11 protein-coding genes are annotated in these 13,761 nt (G+C 66.2%); 7 read left to right on the top strand and 4 right to left on the bottom strand.

All coding sequences use genetic code 11. From position 1 onward, the window contains the following. Nucleotides 1–2 precede the first annotated feature (2 nt). From HBF25_RS05045 to lpxK, 3 genes are read left to right on the top strand one after another with little or no spacing between them, the layout of a single operon-like run. Nucleotides 3–428 carry an ExbD/TolR family protein gene (locus tag HBF25_RS05045; RefSeq protein WP_166946842.1) on the top strand — a complete coding sequence of 142 codons (426 nt, stop codon included), beginning with the start codon at nucleotides 3–5 and terminating at the stop codon, nucleotides 426–428. After that, entirely contained in the window at nucleotides 425–2,203 is a 1,779-nt protein-coding gene (gene msbA / locus HBF25_RS05040; protein ID WP_166946841.1) for a lipid A export permease/ATP-binding protein MsbA, read from the top strand. The genes HBF25_RS05045 and msbA overlap by 4 nt, the downstream gene beginning before the upstream one ends. A gap of 4 nt (nucleotides 2,204–2,207) precedes the next feature. Then, entirely contained in the window at nucleotides 2,208–3,197 is a 990-nt protein-coding gene (gene lpxK, locus HBF25_RS05035) for a tetraacyldisaccharide 4'-kinase (RefSeq protein WP_166946840.1), read from the top strand. A gap of 2 nt (nucleotides 3,198–3,199) precedes the next feature. Here lpxK and HBF25_RS05030 read toward each other — a convergent pair whose 3' ends face one another. Further along, nucleotides 3,200–4,405, bottom strand: coding sequence for an MFS transporter (locus HBF25_RS05030; RefSeq protein WP_208392412.1), 1,206 nt, complete (start codon nucleotides 4,403–4,405; stop codon nucleotides 3,200–3,202). Nucleotides 4,406–4,559: 154 nt separating this feature from the next. Here HBF25_RS05030 and HBF25_RS05025 point away from each other — a divergent pair, with 154 nt between their 5' ends. Continuing rightward, a complete protein-coding gene (locus tag HBF25_RS05025; protein WP_166946839.1) occupies nucleotides 4,560–5,471 on the top strand; it encodes a LysR family transcriptional regulator in 912 nt (303 codons plus the stop codon). A gap of 171 nt (nucleotides 5,472–5,642) precedes the next feature. On the opposite strand, the gene HBF25_RS22365 is transcribed toward HBF25_RS05025, so the two are convergent. Beyond that, nucleotides 5,643–6,092, bottom strand: coding sequence for a glycine zipper 2TM domain-containing protein (locus HBF25_RS22365; protein ID WP_279588120.1), 450 nt, complete (start codon nucleotides 6,090–6,092; stop codon nucleotides 5,643–5,645). Between the two features lie 125 nt (nucleotides 6,093–6,217). On the opposite strand from HBF25_RS22365, the gene HBF25_RS05015 reads away from it, so the two are divergent. Continuing rightward, nucleotides 6,218–7,630: a cryptochrome/photolyase family protein gene (locus HBF25_RS05015; RefSeq protein ID WP_166946838.1), complete on the top strand. Its 1,413-nt coding sequence runs from the start codon at nucleotides 6,218–6,220 to the stop codon at nucleotides 7,628–7,630. Here HBF25_RS05015 and HBF25_RS05010 read toward each other — a convergent pair. Both HBF25_RS05010 and HBF25_RS05005 read right to left on the bottom strand, forming a co-directional pair. Next, a complete protein-coding gene (locus HBF25_RS05010) occupies nucleotides 7,596–8,783 on the bottom strand; it encodes a cation:proton antiporter (RefSeq protein WP_166946837.1) in 1,188 nt (395 codons plus the stop codon). The genes HBF25_RS05015 and HBF25_RS05010 overlap by 35 nt on opposite strands. Before the next feature lie 63 nt (nucleotides 8,784–8,846). Then, nucleotides 8,847–10,313, bottom strand: a complete 1,467-nt coding sequence (locus HBF25_RS05005; protein WP_166946836.1) for an MFS transporter — start codon at nucleotides 10,311–10,313, stop codon at nucleotides 8,847–8,849. 111 nt (nucleotides 10,314–10,424) lie between these two features. Here HBF25_RS05005 and ligA point away from each other — a divergent pair, with 111 nt between their 5' ends. Together ligA and epmA are read left to right on the top strand one after the other, a co-directional pair. Next, nucleotides 10,425–12,809 (top strand): NAD-dependent DNA ligase LigA, encoded by a 2,385-nt coding sequence (ligA, locus tag HBF25_RS05000; protein WP_166946835.1) that lies wholly within the window; start codon nucleotides 10,425–10,427, stop codon nucleotides 12,807–12,809. Further along, nucleotides 12,806–13,759, top strand: a complete 954-nt coding sequence (gene epmA, locus HBF25_RS04995; RefSeq protein ID WP_166946834.1) for an EF-P lysine aminoacylase EpmA — start codon at nucleotides 12,806–12,808, stop codon at nucleotides 13,757–13,759. The genes ligA and epmA overlap by 4 nt, the downstream gene beginning before the upstream one ends. Nucleotides 13,760–13,761 lie beyond the last annotated feature (2 nt).

The raw sequence follows: 13,761 nt of genomic DNA, 5'->3' as shown, positions 1-13,761 counted from the left end.
CCATGCGCATCGGTTCCCGTCGTGAAGACGATTTCGAGATCAACGTCATTTCGTTGATCGACGTCCTGCTGACCCTGCTGATGTTCTTCGTGCTGAGCACCACATTCATCGAGCACTCGCGCCTGAAGGTGAACCTGCCCAAGGCCGATGCCGAAGCCCGCGAAGCCACCGACAACGCACTCAATCTCGTGGTGGACCGTGACGGCCACTACGCGGTGGGCAGCGACGAGGTGCCGGGCGAAGGGGTGGAATCCCTGAAGACCGCCATCGAGCGCGCGGCCGGCAGTGATCGCAGCCGCCTGGTGGTGATCCGCGCCGATGCCATGACGCCGCACCAGAATGTCGTCCGCGCCATGGATGCGCTGGGACAGCTGGGCTTTACCCGCCTGTCCATCGCGACGACGCCCAGCGAGGCACAAGGCAAGTGAGCGCCACCAAGAAAGTGTCGGTCTGGGATCGCCAGACCTGGCAGACGTACAAGCGCCTGCTGACCTACACCCGCCGTTTCCGCACGGCAGGCTACATCGCCATCGTCGGCATGATCATCGACCCGATCTGCCTGTCGCTGTTCACCGGCATGCTGAAGCCGCTGATCGACAACCTGTTCGTCGACAAGGATCCCTACACGATCTTCTGGATGCCGATCTGGATCGTGGCGATCTTCAGCGTGCGCGGCTTTGCCTCCTACGCCACCGACTACGGCATCGCCTACGTCGGCCGCAACGTGGTGCAGGCCATTCGCGTCGATGTATTCGCGGCCTACCTGCGTCTGCCCGCCGCGTTCTTCGCGAAAGAGCCCTCGGGCCAGCAGATCTCGCGCATCACCTACACCAGCGAACAGGTGGCCTCGGCCTCCGCCGATTCGCTGAAGGTGGCGATCACCGAAGGCCTCACCGTGGCCGGCATGCTGTGCGTCATGCTCTACCAGAGTGCCTATCTTGCGATGGCGCTGCTGGTGCTGGTGCCTTGCGTCGTGGCGATCGTCACGGTCATCAGCCGTCGCTACCGCAAGATCAGCAAGCGCATCCAGGGCAACATGGGCACGGTCACCAGTGCCGTGGAAGAGGCGGTCGCCGCCAATCGCGAAGTGCGTATCTACGGCGGCCAGGAACACGAGACCCAGCGTTTCGGTGAAGTCGCCGAGCGCCAGCGTCGCCTCAATCTCAAGGTGAACTCCACCAGTGCGATGTCGAGCGCCACGATCCAGACCACGGGTGCCGTGGCGCTGGCGACCCTGGTGTTCCTCGGCACGCGGCCCGACGTGCTCAACAGCATCACCCCTGGCGTATTCACGTCGGTGCTGACCGCCATGGGCGGCATGCTGCCGTCGCTGAAGCGTCTTGCCGGCATCCAGTCGAGCCTGCAACGTGGCGTGACGGCGGCCGAAGATCTCTTCGCCATCATGGACGAGCCGCCGGAAGTCGATCATGGCACCGAGGAACTCGTACGCACGCGCGGTGATATCCGTTTCGAAGGCGTGCAGCTGATCTACGAGCGCAACGACCACGTGGCCCTGCGTGGCGTCGATCTGGTCTGCGCACCGGGCACGGTCACGGCCCTCGTGGGTCGTTCGGGCAGCGGCAAGTCCAGCCTCGTCAGCCTGCTACCGCGCTTCTACGAGCCTTCGGGAGGAAAGATCCTCATCGACGGTCGCGACTACGCGCAGTACACGCTGGCTTCGTTGCGCAAGCAGATCGCCTGGGTAGGCCAGCACGTGGTGCTGTTCGACGATACCGTCGCCGCCAATATCGCCTACGGCGAAATGGCCGGCGCCTCGGAGGCGGACATCATCGAGGCGGCGAAGGCCGCCAACGCGATGGAATTCATCGAGCGCCTGCCGCAGGGCCTGCATACGCAGATCGGCCAGGGTGGCAACTCGCTCTCCGGCGGCCAGCGCCAGCGCATCGCCATTGCGCGTGCCATCCTGAAGAACGCGCCGATCCTCGTGCTCGACGAAGCCACCAGCGCGCTGGATACGGAATCGGAGCGCCTGATCCAGGATGCGCTGACCCGCCTCATGCGCGACCGCACCACGCTGGTGATCGCCCACCGTCTTTCCACCATCGAGCATGCAGACCAGATCGCCGTGATGGAGCAGGGCCGCATCATCGAACTGGGCACGCATCGCCAGCTGCTGGATATCGGCGGCCAGTACGCCGCGCTGCACCGCATGCAGTTCCACGAGCAGGCCACGGGAAACTGACCCCGTGGCCCTGGGGGATGCGCTGACGCGTCGCTGGTACCGGGGGGATGCGCCCCCCTTGTGGACGCGTCCGCTCGAAGCCCTGTATCGCTACGTCGTGAGGCGCCGGGCAGAAGGTTTTCGCGACGATGCGTCGCGCGTCGTTCACTTGCCGGTACCCGTCGTGGTCGTCGGCAACATTACCCTGGGGGGCACGGGCAAGACGCCCTTGATCGTCGCCCTGGCGCAGGCCATGCGCGCCCGCGGCTTCGTCCCGGGCGTGGTGAGCCGCGGCTATGGCGGCAGCGAACGCGGCCCCTATCTGCTGAGCGAGGACGACAGTCCCGCAAAGGTCGGCGACGAACCCTGCCTCATCCGGCAGAACGGTATTCCCGTCGCCATCGGCAGGGAGCGTCCCGAGGCGGCCCGCCTGCTGGTGGAGATGGGCTGCGATCTCGTGCTGGCCGACGACGGCCTCCAGCATTACCGCCTGGGCCGCGATCTCGAAATCTGCGTGATCGACGGCGAGCGGCGCCTTGGCAACGGGCACCTGCTGCCGGCCGGCCCGCTGCGCGAGCCCGTGGAACGCCTGCGCGACGTGGATTACATCGTGGTCAACGGCGGCAGTCCTGCGCAGGGCGAAGTGTCGATGACCCTCGAAGGCGGCGTCGCCGTGAACATGGACGATCCGACCCTGACGGCGCCGCTCACGGATTTCGCAGGGCGCCCCGCGCATGCCGTCGCCGGCATCGGCAACCCGGCGCGTTTCTTCGCCAGCCTTGCCGTGCAAGGCATCGCAGTAGATGGGCATCCCTTTGCCGACCACCACGCATTTACCCGCGACGATTTCATCTTCGCCGATGGCTGCCCCGTGTTGATGACGGACAAGGATGCCGTGAAATGCAGGGCTTTCGCGCGCGCCAACTGGTGGCGGGTGCCGGTGCGTGCCGTGTTGCCCGAAGCGTTCTACGACGGCATCGCGGAGCGGGTGCGGAATCTCTCCCGCACCCGATGACGTCATGCGCGTCGGCGCCCGATGAGGATCACGACCAGCGCAGCCACGACGAACACGGCCGACAGCCCCGGAATCACGCCAGGCCCCACGGCATTGATGAGCAGGCCGCCCAACAGCGCGCCCAGGCCGATGGCGGCGTTGAACACCGCCACGCTGATGGAGGTGGCAGCGTTTTCGGTGCCCTCCATGGTGGAGGCTTCCTTGAACACGGATGTCTGCAACAGCACGGGAAGTGCGCCATACGAAGCGCCCCACAGCGCAAGCACGGCCATCGTCGTGGCGTGGCTCGTCGCGGCAAGGTTCATCCATGCGAGGCTCACCGCCATCATCACCGTGACGACCACGAGGCAGGCGCGCAACGACCTGGCGGCGAACGGGCCGATGGCGAAGTTGAGGATCACGCCGGCCACGCCGTAGACCAGCAGCATGAGGCTGACCTGCGTCGCCGACAGGTGCGCCACTTCTTCCAGATACGGCGTGATGTACGTATAGGCGAGGAAGTTACCGGTAACGATCAGCGCCGTCGTGGCGAAGATCGCCAGCAGCGGGCGGTGTCGGAAAATAGAGCGCAGCGCACCGCGGATCGGCGCCTGCGGCAGGCGCACGGCCGGCACCGACCACGCCAGTGCAACGAACACACCCAGGCTCAGCATGCAAAGCGCGGCGAACACGGCTCGCCATCCGTCATGCTGGCCGATGAGCGTGCCGGCAGGAATGCCCAGCACCGTTGCCAGCGACACGCCACCGAAGACCGTGGATGTGGCACGTATCGCATGTTTCGGCGACACCAGATGCACGGCCGTGACCACCGCCGTGGACCAGAACACGCCGATGGCAGCGGCCACGAGCACGCGGCCCAGCAAGACGACGCCGTAACCCGGGGCGAGATAGGTGACGAGGTTGCCGAGGCAGCAAATTGCCAGCAGGCTGGTCATCAAGGCCTTGCGATGGATGTTGCCGAGCAGGCCGGTCAGGGGCGTGGCGGTCAGTGCCACCACAAAGGAAAAGCAGCTCACTAGGTAACCCGCTTCGCCCAGTGATACATGCAGGCCTTCGGCCATCGCAGGCAAGACGCTGACCGGCATGAGCTCGGTGCTGACGAAGCAGAAGCAGCCCAGTGTGAGGGCGAGGATCGCGGCAACGCTGCGCAACGTGGAAAGATCAGGCCGGGATGTCGACGCATCCGGCGCGGTGGCGGTGAAATCCATGGGGAGATCCATAGCGGTAGACAAGGAAAATCGCGAGCAGGTGCACGGCCGCCCGGCGGGCGGTTCGCGTGTCGCGGTGCAGGGAAATGGTGCGTCGCAGGGCACCGACTTGCGATAGCATGAAAGGAACTTGATTGATGCCTGTGAGTCACCAATGCGAGAGCTGAGCACCCAGTTGCTGGAGGGCGTGGACGTCATGTCCGCCGTGGTGGACACGGGCAGCTTCGGCGGCGCCTCGGAGGTCCTGGACATGTCGCCTTCGGGCGTCAGCAAGGCCATTGCGCGGCTGGAGTCGCGTATCGGCATCCGCGTGTTCGAGCGTACGACGCGCTCGGTCCGTCTCACGGACGAGGGGCGGCGGTTCTACGAGCAGGTGATGCCGCTGATTGCCGCGCTGGCGGAAGCCACGGGCAATGCAGCGGGGGACGCGCGCAAGGTGCGCGGGCGCTTACGGGTCAATGTCGATCCCTTGTTCGCGCAGCTCGTGCTGGGGCCGAAGCTCGGCAGCTTCATGGACACCCATCCCGAACTGGAAATCGAACTGCGCAGCAAGGACGAACTGGGCGACCTGGTCGCGGATGGTTTCGACCTGGCGATTCGCTTCGGCCATCCACAGCCCTCGTCACTGGTGGCACGCAAGCTGTTCGATACGCATGTGCTGGCGGTGGCGTCGCCTGCCTACCTGAAGCGTTTCGGTCACCCGAAAGACCCGCACGACCTCGAACAGGAGCACCACCGCTGCATCCAGTTCAGGGAGCCGGTGACGGGTCGTCCGTTTCCGTGGGAGTTCCAGCACGGGCGCCGGAAGATGACAGTCCGGCCGCACGGCATGCTCACCCTGAACGATCCGGGCACGCTGCACAGCACCTGCCTGGCCGGCCTGGGCATCGGCCAGCTCTTCGAACTGGGCATCGGGGACGATCTTGCGGCAAAACGCCTGATCAACCTGTTTCCCGACTGGTCAGACCACCGCTTCCCCCTCTACGCCTACTACCCCTCCCGCCACCACGTACCGGCCAAGACCCGCGCCCTCCTGGACTTCGTCATCAGCCTGGCCCACCTGTAGAAGCGCGCCTCGACAATGCCCCTGTAGGAGCGCGCCTCGCGCGCGACCGGTCCAGGGCGAATCGTTTCCGCTTCGTACCGGTCGCGCGCAAGGCGCGCTCCTACAGGGGACGGGCCAACGAAAAACGCCCCCGAGGGGGGGCGTTTTTCTTTCAGCACCATTAACTGCGGCTTACTGCACGCGGCTGACGTTGCCCTGTTCGTCCACGACAACGATGTCGCCATTGCGAATCGCCGAGGCATCCTTGACCTGCACGTTGGTGTAACCGCCGGTGCCCATCTTCAGGCGCAGGGTGTAGCTCTCGCTGCCACCACCGGTGCCGATGGCATTGCCGGCGAAGCCGCCGCCTACCGCGCCGCCGGCGGTAGCCAGGAGACGACCCTTGCCCTTGCCGACCTGGTTGCCGAGCACGCCGCCGGCAATGGCGCCGATGACGGCACCGGCCGTGCCGTGGTCACGGCCCTGGGTGATATTGTGGTCGATGCTCTGCACGACGCCGCACTGGTCACAGCGCACGTAGATGCCATCGGGACGGGTGAGCGTTGCAGCCGACGCGGGAGCGGCGATCGCCGTGGCGAGAAGGGCGGCCATGGGGAAGCCTAGGACGGTCTTGAGGTTCATCGGGATGTCTCCTTATCTCACGGTCTGGGGATCTGCCGTGTACGCCCCCAAGTCTAACCATGGAGACTGAACCGAAAGCGAGCAAAATTCTCACTTCCCGCACGGACACCGTGGATACTACGCCGATGAGCACTGCCATCGTCTGGTTCCGTCGCGACCTCCGCCTTGCCGACCACCCCGCGCTCGCCGCCGCCATGGCGGCACACGAGCGCATCCTGCCGATTTACATCCACGCTCCCGACGAGGACGGTGCCTGGGCACCCGGGGCGGCCAGCCGCTGGTGGCAGCACCACTCGCTGACGTCGCTGGATGCCTCCCTGCATCGCCATCATGGCGCCTTGCAGCTGCTGTACGGCCCCAGCCTCGAAGCACTGCGCGCCGCCATCGAAGCCAGCGGCGCCTCGGCGGTCTACTTCCATCGTCTTTACGAGCCCCTGTCGCTGCGTCGCGATGCGGCGGTCATCAAGGCGCTCGAAGACGACGGCATCGAGGTCCATGTCCTCAACGGCTCCCTCTGGTGCGAACCCTGGGAACTGGCGACAAAACAGGACGAACCGTACAAGGTGTTTACGCCGTTCTGGCGCAACCTGCGGCCGCGCATCGACAGCAGTGACCCCATGCCGGTGCCTTCGCCCCTGCGGCTCGCCAGCCTGCCTCGCTCGGCATCGCTGGACGATTTCGGCCTGCTTCCCGAACTGGATTGGGCCGGCGGTTTTGCCGAATGGACTCCGGGCGAGCAGGGCGCCGCCGACATGCTGGACCTGTTCGCCGACGACGCGGTAGGCCACTACCCGGAAGGGCGCGACCTGCCGGCACGCCATGGCACCTCGCGCCTGTCGCCACACCTGCACTGGGGTGAGATCACGCCGCGCCAGATCGCCTCAGGGCTGCGCGAGCGACTGGCCCGACGTCGCAACGGTGCCGACATCGAGCCCTATCTGCGCCAGCTGGGCTGGCGTGAATTCGCCCACCATCTGCTCTATCACTTTCCGAAAACGCCTACCGAAAACTTCAACCCGCGCTTCAACGGCTTCCGCTGGGCAAAGCGCGACGCCCATGCGCTGCGTCGCTGGAAACGCGGCCTCACCGGCATCCCTATCGTGGATGCCGGCATGCGCGAGCTATGGGCGACCGGCTGGATGCATAACCGCGTGCGCATGCTCGTGGCGAGCCTGCTTACCAAGAACCTCCGCCAGCACTGGCTGCTGGGCGAGAAGTGGTTCTGGGACACGCTGGTGGATGCGAACCTCGCGAACAACGCGATGGGCTGGCAGTGGGTGGCGGGCAGTGGCGCGGATGCCGCGCCGTATTTCCGCATCTTCAACCCGGTGACCCAGTCGGAGAAATTCGACCCCGACGGCAGCTACATCCGCCGCTGGGTGCCCGAACTGGCGAAGGCGCCGGGCCGCCTCGTCCACGCACCGTGGGAAGACGAGGCATTCCTGAAGCGCTGCGGCTACCCGGCGCCGCTGGTAGACCTGAAGGAAACGCGCGAGGCCGCGCTTACGGCGTACCAGAACCTGCGTTCCGCTCCTTGAGCAACAGGGCGAGCACAGGCGGCGTGATCATGGCGGTGAGCAACGACATTGCCACGATCACGGCGTAGATCTTCTCGTCGAACACGCCGGCTGCCAGCCCGAGGCTGGCGATCACCACGCCTACCTCGCCACGCGGCACCATGCCGAAACCCACGATGGTGGCGCCGCGCCTTCCGAGGCGCATGGCGCCGAGAAAGCCACCGGCCAGCTTCGACACCACGGCAATCAGCGTAACCACCGCGAGCATGCCCAGCGCACTGGCGTTGGCCAGCTCGGCAAGATTGACCTTGGCGCCGGTGACGACGAAGAAGAACGGCGTGAGGAAGGCCAGCAAGGGTGCGGTCTGTTCTTCCAGCTGGTGCCGCTGGCGGGTTTCCGAGGCGATCATGCCTGCAAGGAAGGCGCCGATGATCGCGGCCAGGTGGAACTTCATGGACAGGTAGGCCAGGCCCAGGCACAGCGCAAGCACGATGCCCAGCGCCGACATCGGGCTGCTGGGTTTATCGAGCCAGCCCGAGCCGCGCCGCATCACGCGCGTGCCGCCCCAGCCGATCACCGCGACAAAGCCCACGGCGCCAAGCAGGGTGCCGGCGAGGCTGCCCACGTCGACCGAACCGCCGCCCTGGAGCGACGAGACCACGCCCAGCAGCAGCATGGCGAGGATGTCGTCGATCACGGCCGCGCCGAGGATGATGCGGGCTTCCTGGCGTTGCAGCACCCCCAGTTCCTGGAGCACGCGCGCCGTGATACCTGCCGAGGTGGCGACGAAGGCGGCCGCCACGAACATCGAGCGGATCCAGTCGAAACCCGAGCCATGCGCCCAGAGGGCGCCGAGGCCGAAGGGCAGCAGCACGCCGAGGACGCCGACGAGGAAGGCACTGGTGCCCACGCGCTTGAGATCGTCGAGCCGTGTTTCCAGGCCGACTGAGAAAAGTAGGAGGATCACGCCGATTTCGGCCAGCACGTCGAGCGGCGTGCCAGTGGCGATATCGGGTAGCGATACCCAGCCCAGCGCCGAGGGACCGACGACGCAGCCGGCGGCGATTTCGCCCACGACCGAGGGCAGGCGCAGGCGCTGGGCGATTTCGCCGCCGATCTGTGCGGCGACGAAGATGATGAAAAGCGTGAGCAGGATGCCCGCGGAGTCGTGCATGGAGGTGTCCCGGAACAGCGGCGCAGGAAGTGCGCCGGTTCCGAGAGTAACCCGTGAAGCGGGTCAGCCGGGAGTCGTCCCCGGCCGCGTGTCGCGCAGGCGGCTGAAGATCCAGCTGGCCGCCAGCGTGATCATGCCCAGGATGACCACGGACCAGCGGAAGGCGTGCACATAGGCACCGGCATCGCGGTTGTCGAGGAAGCCGGCCATGAGCAGCGAGGCCATGGCGATGCCGAAGCTCATCGACAGGTATTGCGCCGTGGATGCCATCGACGAGGCCTGCGAGGCGTAGCGGACATCGAGGTCCACGTAGGCCAGCGTGTTCATCGAGGTGTACTGGATCGACATGATGGCGCCGTACACGCCCACGTACGAGGCGATGAGCCAGGTGGGCGAGGCAGGCGAGAGCAGGGCGAAGCCACACAGCACGATCGCCACGCCGATGGTGTTGCCCAGCAGCAGGCGACGGTAGCCGAAGCGGGTGAGCAGGCGGTCGATGAAGGGCTTCACGGCGATGGAGCCCAGCGCCTGCGGCACCATCATCATGCCGGCCGCCAGTGGTGACCAGCCGCAGCCGATCTGCAGAAACAGCACCAGCAGCAGGTACATGCCCGACACGCCCAGCCGGGTGAACAGGTTGCCGGCCAGCGACACCCACACGCTGCGCACGCGCAGCAAAGAGAGGTCGCTCACCGGATGCGCCACGCGCCGGCTGTGTCGCGCATACAGCGCGCCGAGGCCGATGGAGGCGAGCGCATAACCGCCCACCATGAACCAGTGGCCATCACCGCCCGCCGTTTCCGCGGCCATGAGCATCAGTGCAGAGGCGCCGGCAAACAGCAGGAAGCCGAAGGTGTCGAAAGGATTCGCGCGATCGAGGCGGTACTCCGGCATCTCGCGGCGATTCAGCAGCAGGCCCACGATGCCAACCGGCACGTTGATGAGGAAGATCAGCCGCCAGTTGGTGAACTCCACCAGCGCACCGCCCAGCAAGGGCCCGAACACCGAACCCAGCAGGCCGAAGGTGGCGACGGTAGTCATGGAGCTGACGAATTCGCGCCGGTCGATGCTGCGCACCAGCACATAGCGCCCCACGGGCATCAGCGCCGCACCGCCCAGCCCCTGGATCACGCGCGCCATCACAAGCTGCGGCAGGCTCTGCGCCAGGCCGCACAGCAGCGAGCCCAGCGAGAACACGAGAATCGCCCCGCCGAATACACGGCGCGTGCCGAAGCGGTCGCACAGCCAGGGGCTCATCGGGATGAACACGGCTAGCGTCAGCACGTAGCAGGTGAGGGCGGTGCGCATGCTCAGCGGCGTGACATCCAGCGCGCCGGCGATGGCCGGTACGGCGGTGTTCACGATGGTGGAATCCAGCGCCTGCATGAAGAAGGCGGCCGAGACCAGCCAGATAAGCCCCCGGTAACGCGCCCGGCTGGACGGTTGAGCGGGTGCGAGTGCCGGCCGGTCGGAGGGAAGCGGGTGTACGTCGGTTCGGTCGGGATTGTCGATGACGTCGTCGAGGGGCATGGTACCGGGCATTATAGCCCACGCGGCTCATCGGCTCCCTTGCATTTGGAACGACATCGGCCGACAGTTGTCGGTTGTCTCCGCCAGACGCATCCATCACGGATCCTCCACATGTCCCAAGCCATCGCTCCCGTCGAAGCCGTCGAACGCGCCGCCGACCTGCGTCGCCGCATCGAAGATGCGAACTATCGCTACCACGTGCTCGACGAGCCGGACATCAGCGATGCCGAGTACGACCGCCTCATGCGCGAGCTGGAGGCACTGGAGCGCCAGTACGCCGATCTGGCCGTTCTGGATTCGCCCACGCGCCGGGTGGGTGCCCGTGCGCATGGCGGCTTTGCCGAAGTCACGCATGCCGTGCCCATGCTGTCGCTGGGCAACGCGTTCGAGCAGGAGGGCAACACCGATCGCGAAAAATATCGCGAAGTGGCCGACTTCGAGCGTCGCATCGAGCAGACACTGGGTCGGGCGCAGCCAGTGTTCTCGGTCGAGCCCAAGCTCGATGGCCTCGCCATCAGCCTTCTCTACCAGGACGGTGTCTTCGTGCAGGGCGCCACGCGCGGCGATGGTGCCGTGGGTGAAGATGTCACCGCCAACCTGCGCACGGTGAAGGCCGTGCCGTTGCGCTTGCGCGGCAACGACTGGCCGCGCGTGCTGGAAGTGCGCGGCGAGGTCATCATGCCGCGCGCCGCTTTCGAGGCTTTCAACGAACGCGCCCGTGAGGCCGGTGACAAGCCCCTGGCCAACCCGCGCAACGGTGCCGCAGGCTCGCTGCGCCAGCTCGATCCGGCGGTGACGGCGAAGCGTCCGCTGGCCTTCTTCGCCTATGCGGTGGGCCGCGTGGAAGGCGGCGAACTGCCCGACACGCACTCGGCCACGCTGGCGAAGCTGCGCGAATGGGGTTTTCCGGTATCGCCCGAGGTATCCACGGCCAAGGGCTTCGAAGGCCTCATCCGTTATTTCCGCCGCATCGGCGAGAAACGCGACAGCCTGCCTTACGACATCGATGGCGTGGTCTACAAGCTCGACGACTACGAAGGCCAGCAGGAGATGGGTTTCGTTTCGCGCGCACCGCGCTGGGCCATTGCCCACAAATATCCCGCGCAGGAGCAGATGACCACGGTGGAGGGCATCGAGATCCAGATCGGCCGCACGGGTGCCGCCACACCCGTGGCCCGTCTTGCCCCCGTGCAGGTGGGTGGTGTCACCGTCACCAATGCCACGCTGCACAACGCCGACCAGGTGGCTCGCCTCGACGTGCGCGTAGGCGATACGGTGATCGTGCGTCGCGCTGGTGACGTGATTCCCGAGGTTGCCCGCGTGGTGGAAGAGCGCCGTCCGGCGAAGACCGTGGCCTGGGCCATGCCCGCCACGTGTCCGGTCTGCGGTTCGGCGCTGCTGCGCGAAGAGGGGGCGGCGGCTTACCGGTGTTCCGGTGGATTGATCTGCGCCGCGCAGCGCAAGGAGGCGATCATCCACTTTGCCTCGCGTCGTGCGATGGATATCGACGGCCTGGGCGACCGCTTCGTCGATGCGCTGGTCGAGTTCGACATGGTGAAGACGCCGGCCGACCTGTATGCGCTCACCGTGGAGCGCTTCGTCGACATGAAGCGCCGCGCCGACGAGCGCGACGGCACCACGCCGGAAACGGTGAAGCAGGGCAAGGTGGCCACCAAGTGGGCCGAGAACCTCGTGGAGTCCATCGAGGCCAGCAAGAAATCCACGCTGCCGCGCTTTCTGTTCGGACTGGGCATCATGCATATCGGCGAAAGCACGGCCAAGACACTGGCGACATGGCTGGGTTCGCTGAAGGTGGTCCGTCGCACGCCCGCCCCCGTGTTGCGCGTGCTGCCGGATATCGGTGACGAAGTGGCGAAATCCATCGCCGCGTTCTTCGCGCAGCAAGGCAACGAGAAGGTGGTGGACGACCTGCTGAAGGCGGGCATCACCTTCTCCGACGAAGGCCAGCCATCGCCCAAGCTGCGCGAGCGCCTGGGCCTGGATGTACTGCTCGATTCGGCGCGCGTATCGAAGCTGGGCCCCAAGAGCACGGCGATCCTGGCGAAGAACTACGCCAGCCTCGATGCGCTCATCAAGGCGGGCGAACACCAGTGGATCGTCGCCGGCGTGCCGCAGGCCGCGGCATCCAATCTTTCGGCTCACCTGGCCGACCATGCGTCCGAACTGCATGCCAACGACAAGGCCATGCGCGCATTGCTCGATGCGCTGCCGGCCAAATCCGTATCGGCGTTGCCGCTGGAAGGCCACACCTACGTGATCACCGGCACCATGGCGACACTCAAGCGTGACGACGCCACCGAACGGCTCGAATCGCTGGGCGCCAAGGTGGCAGGCTCGGTGTCGAAGAAAACCACGGCGGTGTTCGCGGGCGAAGCGGCCGGCTCCAAGCTCGACAAGGCCAACGAACTCGGCATCGACGTAAAAACCGAAGATGACCTGATCGCGTTGCTGGCCTCGCATGGAGTCGCACCGTGAGCGATGCGCTGAAAAACCTGCGCCTGCGCGCGGATACCTATGCACGCATCCGTGCATTTTTCGCGGCGCGTGGCGTGCTGGAAGTGGAGACGCCGATCCTGTCCGCCGCAGGTAACACCGATCCGAACATCCAGAGTTTCAGCACGCGTTTTTCGGGCCACGTGGATGCCGGCGCCCGCGAGCGCTGGCTTCGTACATCGCCCGAATTTCCGCTGAAGCGCCTGCTTGCGGCAGGCGTGGGCGATTGCTACGAACTGGGCCGCGTGTTCCGCGACGGCGAGGCCGGTGGCCGGCACAATCCCGAATTCACCATGCTGGAGTGGTACCGCGTGGGCTGGGACGAGGCGCGCCTGTCGCGCGAGGTGATCGACCTGCTGGAGCAGTTGCTGTTGCAGGCCGGACGCACGTTCGACGTGGTCGAGACGACGTATCGCGGACTCTTCCACGATGCGCTGGGCGTGGACGCGCTCACCGATTCGGTGGAGCGGCTGCGGGAAACACTGGGCGATATCGGCCTCGATGGCGAGGGCCTGGGTCGCGACGACTGGCTCGACCTGCTGATGACCCATCGCATCCAGCCGTCGTTCCCGCGCGACCGCATCACCATCGTTTCCGATTTTCCCGCCAGCCAGTGCGCGCTGGCGCGTATCCGCCACGACGATCCACCGGTGGCCGAGCGCTTCGAGGCCTATGTGGGCCGTTATGAAGTGGCCAATGGCTATCACGAGCTCAACGATGCCTCCGAGCAGCGCGCGCGCTTCGAACGCGACAATGCCGTACGCCGCGAGCGCGGTGTGCCGGAGGTGCCCATCGACGAGAACCTGCTGGCCGTGCTCGACGCCATGCCCGGTTGCGCCGGCGTGGCGCTGGGTGTGGAGCGCCTGCTCATGGTGCTGGCCGACACCGACGCCATCGCCGACGTGCTCGCTTTTCCTTTTTCCGAGGCCTGACC

Origin of the sequence: Luteibacter anthropi (assembly GCF_011759365.1) — a bacterium.
Classification (GTDB): Bacteria; Pseudomonadota; Gammaproteobacteria; order Xanthomonadales; family Rhodanobacteraceae; genus Luteibacter; species Luteibacter anthropi.
The sequence above is the reverse complement of the archived record's forward strand: the minus strand, read 5'-3'. Positions and strand labels throughout refer to the sequence as shown.

Bases quoted from the DNA above. Each gene is read 5' to 3' on its own strand.
- HBF25_RS22365 (WP_279588120.1), bottom strand. From the start codon at position 6,092: ATGAACCTCAAGACCGTCCTAGGCTTCCCCATGGCCGCCCTTCTCGCC.
- HBF25_RS05045 (WP_166946842.1), top strand. From the start codon at position 3: ATGCGCATCGGTTCCCGTCGTGAAGACGATTTCGAGATCAACGTCATT.
- HBF25_RS05015 (WP_166946838.1), top strand. From the start codon at position 6,218: ATGAGCACTGCCATCGTCTGGTTCCGTCGCGACCTCCGCCTTGCCGAC.
- HBF25_RS05025 (WP_166946839.1), top strand. From the start codon at position 4,560: ATGCGAGAGCTGAGCACCCAGTTGCTGGAGGGCGTGGACGTCATGTCC.
- HBF25_RS05005 (WP_166946836.1), bottom strand. From the start codon at position 10,313: ATGCCCCTCGACGACGTCATCGACAATCCCGACCGAACCGACGTACAC.
- HBF25_RS05010 (WP_166946837.1), bottom strand. From the start codon at position 8,783: ATGCACGACTCCGCGGGCATCCTGCTCACGCTTTTCATCATCTTCGTC.
- HBF25_RS05030 (WP_208392412.1), bottom strand. From the start codon at position 4,405: ATGGATTTCACCGCCACCGCGCCGGATGCGTCGACATCCCGGCCTGAT.
- ligA (WP_166946835.1), top strand. From the start codon at position 10,425: ATGTCCCAAGCCATCGCTCCCGTCGAAGCCGTCGAACGCGCCGCCGAC.